At 58.2% G+C, this 7,238-nt stretch carries 8 protein-coding genes; all 8 read left to right on the top strand.

The window, feature by feature from the left end; all coding sequences use genetic code 11:
- Nucleotides 1–610: Gfo/Idh/MocA family protein (locus tag GHK62_RS17570; protein ID WP_234886939.1), on the top strand; the 610-nt coding region annotated here is incomplete at its 5' end.
- 51 nt (nt 611–661) lie between these two features.
- On the top strand, nt 662–2,008 hold the full coding sequence (locus GHK62_RS17565; RefSeq protein WP_153440449.1) for an aspartate aminotransferase family protein: 1,347 nt from the start codon (nt 662–664) through the stop codon (nt 2,006–2,008).
- A 207-nt stretch (nt 2,009–2,215) separates the two neighbouring features.
- The gene (locus GHK62_RS17560) at nt 2,216–2,461 is read left to right on the top strand and encodes a helix-turn-helix domain-containing protein (RefSeq protein ID WP_327791106.1); all 246 of its coding nucleotides are present in this window, start codon (nt 2,216–2,218) and stop codon (nt 2,459–2,461) included.
- 140 nt (nt 2,462–2,601) lie between these two features.
- Entirely contained in the window at nt 2,602–4,152 is a 1,551-nt protein-coding gene (gene istA / locus GHK62_RS17555; RefSeq protein ID WP_153440448.1) for an IS21-like element ISRsp2 family transposase, read from the top strand.
- A gap of 11 nt (nt 4,153–4,163) precedes the next feature.
- Entirely contained in the window at nt 4,164–4,940 is a 777-nt protein-coding gene (istB, locus tag GHK62_RS17550) for an IS21-like element ISRsp2 family helper ATPase IstB (protein ID WP_153440447.1), read from the top strand.
- 81 nt (nt 4,941–5,021) lie between these two features.
- Nucleotides 5,022–5,642 carry an IclR family transcriptional regulator gene (locus GHK62_RS17545; RefSeq protein WP_153440450.1) on the top strand — a complete coding sequence of 207 codons (621 nt, stop codon included), beginning with the start codon at nt 5,022–5,024 and terminating at the stop codon, nt 5,640–5,642.
- A gap of 628 nt (nt 5,643–6,270) precedes the next feature.
- Nucleotides 6,271–6,762 carry an extracellular solute-binding protein gene (locus GHK62_RS17540; protein WP_327791108.1) on the top strand — a complete coding sequence of 164 codons (492 nt, stop codon included), beginning with the start codon at nt 6,271–6,273 and terminating at the stop codon, nt 6,760–6,762.
- Nucleotides 6,763–6,789: 27 nt separating this feature from the next.
- Nucleotides 6,790–7,238, top strand: a 449-nt coding sequence (gene tnpA / locus GHK62_RS17535) for an IS66-like element accessory protein TnpA (RefSeq protein WP_153440445.1), incomplete at its 3' end; no start/stop codon positions are given.

The raw sequence follows: 7,238 nt of genomic DNA, 5'->3' as shown, positions 1-7,238 counted from the left end.
CGCCGAAGCCTTGGGAAGAACCGATCATGCCAGTTTTCGTTTCATAGCGGGGCCGCCGAGCCGATACCTTCAGGCGGGAAATCCCTGGATGCTAGAACGTGAGGTAGCTGGTGGCGGCCCACTGATCAACATCGGCGTTCATATGGTCGATATGTTCAGGTCCCTCAGTGGCAGTGAAATTACGACAGTGTCGGCTTTGTCGACCTCGCACATCAATAACCTTTCGATCGAGGACTTTATCGCCATCACGCTCAAGAGTGCCTCCGGCACAATTGGCACGATTGAATGCGGGTACACCTTCCCCAGTGCGCCTGGTCGGCAACGTGAATTCACATTTTCAGTTCGAGCCGGCAAACGTTTTCTGCGTTCCATCAATGATGGCATTGATGTCGTGACCGGCAACGAGACCGGCGTGGAGCAAGAGTTCTTGCCCGTCGAATTTGAGACCGATCTGTACTACGCGAAATTCGTCGAACATGTGCTCGAGGCCTTGGAGAAGAAAACTCCAACGATCGCGGACTTTGGAGACGCGGCGCGGGTGCTGGAAGTGGTTGAGGCAGCATACACATCCGCCGCCGAAGGTGGTCGAACGATCCACCTTTCCAACTAACCGTGAGACGCAGGCAGCGTCTTCCTATTCAACAACCATCAGGAGAGACATATGAGTAGCGTGTTCCACCGTATCCCAAAACGCAATCTACCAGTCGCTGTCAAAGGCGAGGGCATGTACATTATCGACAAGGACGGCAAGCGGTACATTGACGGCTACGCCGGCGGCGCCTGCGTCTCATGCCTGGGTCATAGCGAGGAATCGGTCATAGAGGCCGTTCGCGAACAGATTGGGAAGTTTGCCTTTTTCCATTCTGCGATGTTTACCTCGGAGCCCCTCGAAGAACTTGCGTCCATTCTGACCACCGATGCTCCTGAGGGCCTCACGCGGGTGTTCTTTACGAACAGCGGTTCCGAAGCAGTAGAGAGCGCCGTGATGATGGCGCGCCAATACTTCGTTGAGATTGGTCAGCCTCAGCGAAAGAAGGTTATCGGCAGACGGTCAAGTTATCATGGTGCTAATCTGACCGCACTTAGTGTCGGGCACCAGTTGTCACGCCGCGCTCCCTTTGAAGACATTCTTGCAAACGTATTCCATATTTCACCATGCTACGAATACCGGGGTCGCCAAGAGAGCGAGACCGTGGAACAGTACGGGCTGCGGGTCGCGAATGAACTGGAACAGGCTATCTTGGGTCTCGGCCCAAATACGGTAATGGCGTTTATCGCCGAGACCGTCACTGGGACGACCAACGGAGCCACGCCACCAGTACCTGGTTACTTCAAACGCGTGAAGGAAATCTGCGACAAATACGGCGTCCTGCTAATCCTTGACGAGGTATTCTGCGGCTTGGGGCGCACGGGCACGCTCCACGCCTGCGAGCAGGACGGAGTTGCCCCAGACTTCCTCACATTTGCTAAGGGAATTGCCGCCGGCTATCAACCGATCGGAGCAACAATGGTAAATGAAAAGATTTACCAAGCTATCGTGTCCGGTTCAGGCACTTTCAAGGGAGGATACACCTATTCTGGGCATGCGACTGCATGTGCAGCTGCCATTGCTGTCCAAAAGGTCCTCCGTGGTCCCGGTTTCCTTGACCATGTGAAGACAACGGGAAACCTGCTCTCTGCCAGGCTCAACGAGAGGTTCGGCCAACATCCACACGTGGGCGACATCCGCGGTCGAGGGATGTTGATGACCGTAGAACTTGTGGAGGACAGGAGCACGAAAGCGCCCTTCGCTGCATCGCAGGACCTGAGTTCCAAGATCTACCAGAACGCTCAGGCGAGGGGACTTATTACACACGCCCTCACCGGCACGATTGACGGTTACGTGGGGGACCATGTTGTTATCTGCCCGCCTCTTATCGTGACAAGCGAGAACATAGATACAATCGTCGAACTACTGGGTGAGGCCATTGATGCAGCCGTACTGGAAGCGCGCAGAAAGGCAGCGTGAGGGAGAACTGGGCCAATGCGCTAACGTCATTGGGCGCCGCGGAACCTAACCTGCGGCGCACCAGTTTGATTGAACGTCCTTACATTCAATTCGACGAATTGAAACTTCGCGGCAGAACGTTGCGATCCCGCTTGGGAGTTGCGAGCTTGTCATTCTGTTTGTAAATGTTGGAGTTCCCTAGCCCGGAATTCACACTGAGAGATAATTGTGGCAAATGTATCACCAACAGAGCGCACTCTAGATATCATTGAGTTGCTCGCCGATCATCCCGAAGGCCTCGCGGTCACCGACATAGCGCGACGACTCAAGCTCCCCAAGAGCATTGCGCACCGACTCCTCTCCATTCTCGCGGATCGCGATTTCGCAATCCAAGATGCTCAAACTCAGCATTATCGGTTGGCGATCCGAACAGCAGTGCGGGTTTCGGCAAAGTCCGGACAGGATTTCCGGTAATCTCCGGACACAGTTTTCAGTAATTCCCGGACAGTGATTCCGCTAAATCCCGGACAGTTTCCGGCGGCGGTGTGACAGGTTGGTTCGCGGCTGCGCCGTCTTGGTTGTTAGGCCTCTCACGACAACGTTGAGAGGGGCCGATGCCGAGACGGAAGCAAGCAAGACGAACGACAGTGAGGGATATCCGGACGATTCTGCGCCTGACCCATGAAGAGGGTCTTTCGGTGCGCGAGATTGCCGAGCGGCTGAAGATCGGCAAGAGCTCGGTATCGACCTATTTGCTGCGAGCTCGGGAGGCCGGGCTTTCGTGGCCGTTGCCAGTCGGCGCGGACGAGGATGCAAAGCTGGAGCGGCGGCTGTTCGGCCGAGCCGGTCGACCGCCGCGCGATCTCAGCGAGCCGGACTGGGCGCTGGTGGTTCGGGAACTGAAGCGCAAAGGGGTGACGCTGACGCTTCTATGGCAGGAATACCGTGCCAACCATCCCGATGGTTACGGCTTCACATGGTTTTGCGAGCAGGTTGCCGCCTTTCGGCAGCGCACGAGTATAGCGTTCCGCAATCGGCACGCGGCGGGCGCCGTGATGCAGACCGACTATGCCGGGCCGACGGTGCCGGTGATCGATCCGGCGACCGGTGTCATCCATCCGGCCCAAATCTTTGTCGCGGTGCTGGGCGCCTCCAACCTGACCTTCGCCCATGCCAGCTTTAGCCAGCAGCTGCCAGATTGGATCGACGGCCAGGTGCGTGCTCTGACCTTCTATGGTGGGGTCACCAAGGCAATCGTGTGCGACAACCTCAAATCAGGGGTGGCCAAGGCCCTTTGGTTCGAGCCGACGTTGACTGCGACGTTCGCCGCCATGGCGGAGCATTACGACACCACAATCCTGCCGACACGCAGCAGGAAACCGCGCGACAAAGGCCGGGTCGAAGGCGCAGTGCTGATCGTGGAACGCTGGATTCTGGCCCGGCTCAGGAACCGCACCTTCTTCTCGCTTGCCGCCCTCAACACGGCGATTGCCGAATTGCTCGAGGAGCTGAACAACCGGACGATGCGCCACGTCGGCAAAAGCCGCCGCGAACTGTTCGAGGAGATCGAGCGGGCAGCCTTGAAGCCCTTGCCGGCGGTGCCGTTCGAATATGCGGAATGGAAGTCGGCGAAGGTTCACCCGGACTATCATGTCGAGGTCGACAAGACCTTCTACTCGGTGCCGCATCGGCTGATCGGATGCACCCTGCAGGTGCGGCTCACCCACCGGGTAGTCGAGATCTTCCACGATCACCAGCGTGTCGCCAGCCATGTTCGCCGCTCCCAGCGTTCCGGCCACGTCACCGTCAACGACCATATGCCCAAGGCGCATCAGCGCTATGCCAACACCACGCCGGCCAATCTGATCGGCCGTGCGACCCAGATCGGCCCCAATGCCGCCATCCTGGTCGAGCGCATGATGCGCGACAGGCCGCATCCGGAACAGGGATACCGCTCGGCCATGGGTATTCTGTCGCTGGCGCCGCGCTATGGATCGCAGCGCCTCGATGCGGCCTGTGAGCGGGCGCTCACCATCAATGCCATCACCTATTCCTCCGTCGCCTCCATCCTCAAATCCGGCCTCGACCGGGAAAGACCGCAGGCTGAACATGCGGCCCCCACGCCTGCGCATACCAATATCCGTGGCCGATCCTACTACCAGTGAAGGAAGCAAGAATGCTGACAAACCCCACCCTCGACCAGATGCAGGCCCTCGGGCTGACGGGCATGGCCGCCGCCTGGCGCGAATTGACCGAGCAGTCCGGCGCCAATGAGCTCAGCCGCGATGAATGGCTCGGCCTGATGCTCGACCGGGAAGTCGCCCTGCGCGCCGACAAACGCATCCGTAACCGGCTCGCCTCCGCCAAGCTACGCTTCGCCCAGGCCTGCATCGAAGATATCGACTTCGCCGCCGCTCGCGGTCTCGACCGGCGCAACACCATGGCGCTGGCCCAAGGGCAATGGCTCACCGCCCATGAGGGCCTGATCATCACCGGCCACACCGGCACCGGCAAGTCATGGCTGGCCTGTGCCTTCGGCAGGCAAGCGGCCAGGCTCGGTCACTCCGTGCTCTACGTGCGCGTGCCGCGCATGTTCGAGGATCTCGCGCTTGCCCGCCTCGATGGCTCTTTCCCTCGCCTCATCGACAAGCTCAGCCGCGTCCAGCTCCTCATCCTCGATGACTTTGGAACACATGCGCTCTCCGATCAGCAGCGCTTCCACCTCTTCGAAATCGTCGAGGAGCGCTATCAGAGAAAATCCACCCTGATCACAGCCCAGGTCCCCGTGGCAAGCTGGCACGACCTTATTGCCGACAGCACCGTCGCCGACGCCATACTCGATCGTATCGTGCACAATGCTCACCGCATCACCCTCCGGGGCGAGAGCATGCGAAAGCAAAAAAGCGCACCCCTCTTGACGGCTGCAGAAAACGGCGAAATCAATCAGCCCTGATGGTAACCAGGCCGCCGAGGACCAACCTCGTCAAACTGTCCGGACTTTAGTGAAACTGCTGTCCGGGATTTAGCGGAATCACTGTCCGGCTTTTGCGAAGCGCGCACAGCAGCCCTCGGCCTCCGTTTCTTTGGGAACATCGGCCTCAATGAGGTGTGTCAGCCTATCCTGAACCGATTAGCACAGCGCACCGGCGAGTTTGTTCGGGTTTGTGCAGCAGAAAACGGAGAGCTGGTCTGGATTGCTAGCGCTCAAGGCAGTTCCGAAGGACTAAGGTACGACCCCACGATGGAAGTCGGACCTGCCCTTCATGCTACAGCAAACGGTCGCGCTTGGCTGTCAACGTTGAAGGAGGACGATGCGCAAGCGCAGGTCCGCCGCAAAGGGTTCATCTTACCACGGAACTACGCAGGCTCCTCAGTAGCAAGCGAGCAACAGCTTGCCGAAGAGCTAAAGCAAATTAGAGAAGTCGGATACGCAGTATCGGCCGATGAGAGCGTAATTGGTATAACCGCGTTCGCAGCACCGATACCAGATCGCGAGGATGGCCCCGCCCTCGGGTCCGTAAGTGTTGCCGGCCCGTCTGTACGCATGCCGCTATCTCGGGCGCGCGAGATTTTGCCGGATCTACTCGCCGCCGCCAAGGAGTTGGGGGGCATCTGGCCGATACCCAGGTTTAGGAAGCTTGCTACCACGGGCTGAGGGCAAAAGAGCGACTCACGGGTTCCCAGTGACGTATTAGCCTCACTTTTCGTGCCATAAGAGATTTCTCAAAGGTACTTCGGTTCAAGCGACGCGTCACTGCGGCGGAAACCTGTCTATTTGCCTCGTGTAGGCTTCTCCGAAGGTAGCTCTTTGTCCGCCAGCGACTGAATCGGTATTATTCAACTTGACAGTAATATGAGTTCCTGTTCCGAATTGGAGCGGCATTCCAGAAAAGAAATGATCGCCAGAAGGCGGCAGGGAACAGGACTTAAATGCTTAAGCGAGCATCGACCAACGTCAGGCCGATAGCATTAGAGCTTTGTCAGCATACGGCCCTTCGGCATGTTGTGCATTGCTTGGGAAGCAAGCTGCGATCGTTTGAGGTCGGGCAGAGCCGAGCGTGCAGGCTATCACGACCATGAGACGTGAAAACAGGAGGAGAGAGAATATGAATCTAAAAAGCCGATTTATTACATCGGCACCACTGCCGCATCTGCCATGATGTCTTCAGCAGTTTTCGCTGCAGACATCAAAAGGAAGCGGTGATCTGGAGCCCCGGTGGTAAATACACCACGGCCCTCGAGCAGGCCTACGTAAAGCCCTTCGAAGCTGAGACGGGGCTAAGATCCGTTTGGTCGAGGCAGATATAGACCAGGCGGTAGCTGCCGCTTCAGCACAAACGAAGGCGGGCAACGTCCAGTGGGACGCTCTCTCGTCTATTGATGCACCGTACATGCCAAGACTAGTGAAGGAGGGAGCAATTGAAAAAATTGACGCTTCAGCCATTCCGGGCCTTAGCAGCTTGCCAAAGGCCGCCGTACATGAGTATGGCATCGGTGTACTAAATTCAGTTGTCACTGTCTCCTATCGTTCAGGCGACAATATCACGCCGCTGAAGAGCGTTAAGGACTTCTTTGACCCGAACATCAAAGGAGCTCGCGCCATCAGCTCAAACGCCGGCGAGGCGCAGTTTGTCTGCGCGCTGGCGCTAATGAGCGACGGGGTGAGTGTTGACGACCTCAGCAAAGGCATCGACTTTAAACGCTGCTTGACAATCGTTGATCGTGAGCGCGACGAACGCCCCACCTTTCCTTTGCTGACTGAGGCCGCGAGATAAGCTCCTTCATCATAGGAGCGGAACGGGATGGTTGGAGATCGCGCTGATGCCATGCTTGGAGTCATGGATGAAGCCATGGATGAAGCCAGGCATGAGGGAAAATATCGTCGGATCGAGGTGATCACCGGTCGACGCCAGCGGCGGAATTGGACTGACGAAGAGAAGGCGCAGATCCTTGCGGAGAGCGCAGAACCCGACGTGAACATCTCGGCCGTCGCCCGGCGCTGGGGCGTCAATCGCGGCTTGCTGAATGTCTGGCGCCGCGAAGCCGGGCTGACCTCTCGACGATCCGCGCAAGCCGGCGCGCAGCAGGCCATGTTCGTGCCGGTGACAGTGGTTGCAGAACGAACGCCTCCCCAGAGCGCGTCGTCGGATATCACTTCCGGTCGAATTGAGATCGAGATTGCTGGCGCGCGCATGACCGTGTTCGGCTCGGTGGCGCCCGAGTTGGCGCAGGCGATCGTGGCGGCGTTGCG

Origin of the sequence: Sinorhizobium terangae (assembly GCF_009601505.1) — a bacterium.
Taxonomy (GTDB): Bacteria; Pseudomonadota; Alphaproteobacteria; order Rhizobiales; family Rhizobiaceae; genus Sinorhizobium; species Sinorhizobium terangae.
The sequence above is the reverse complement of the archived record's forward strand: the minus strand, read 5'-3'. Positions and strand labels throughout refer to the sequence as shown.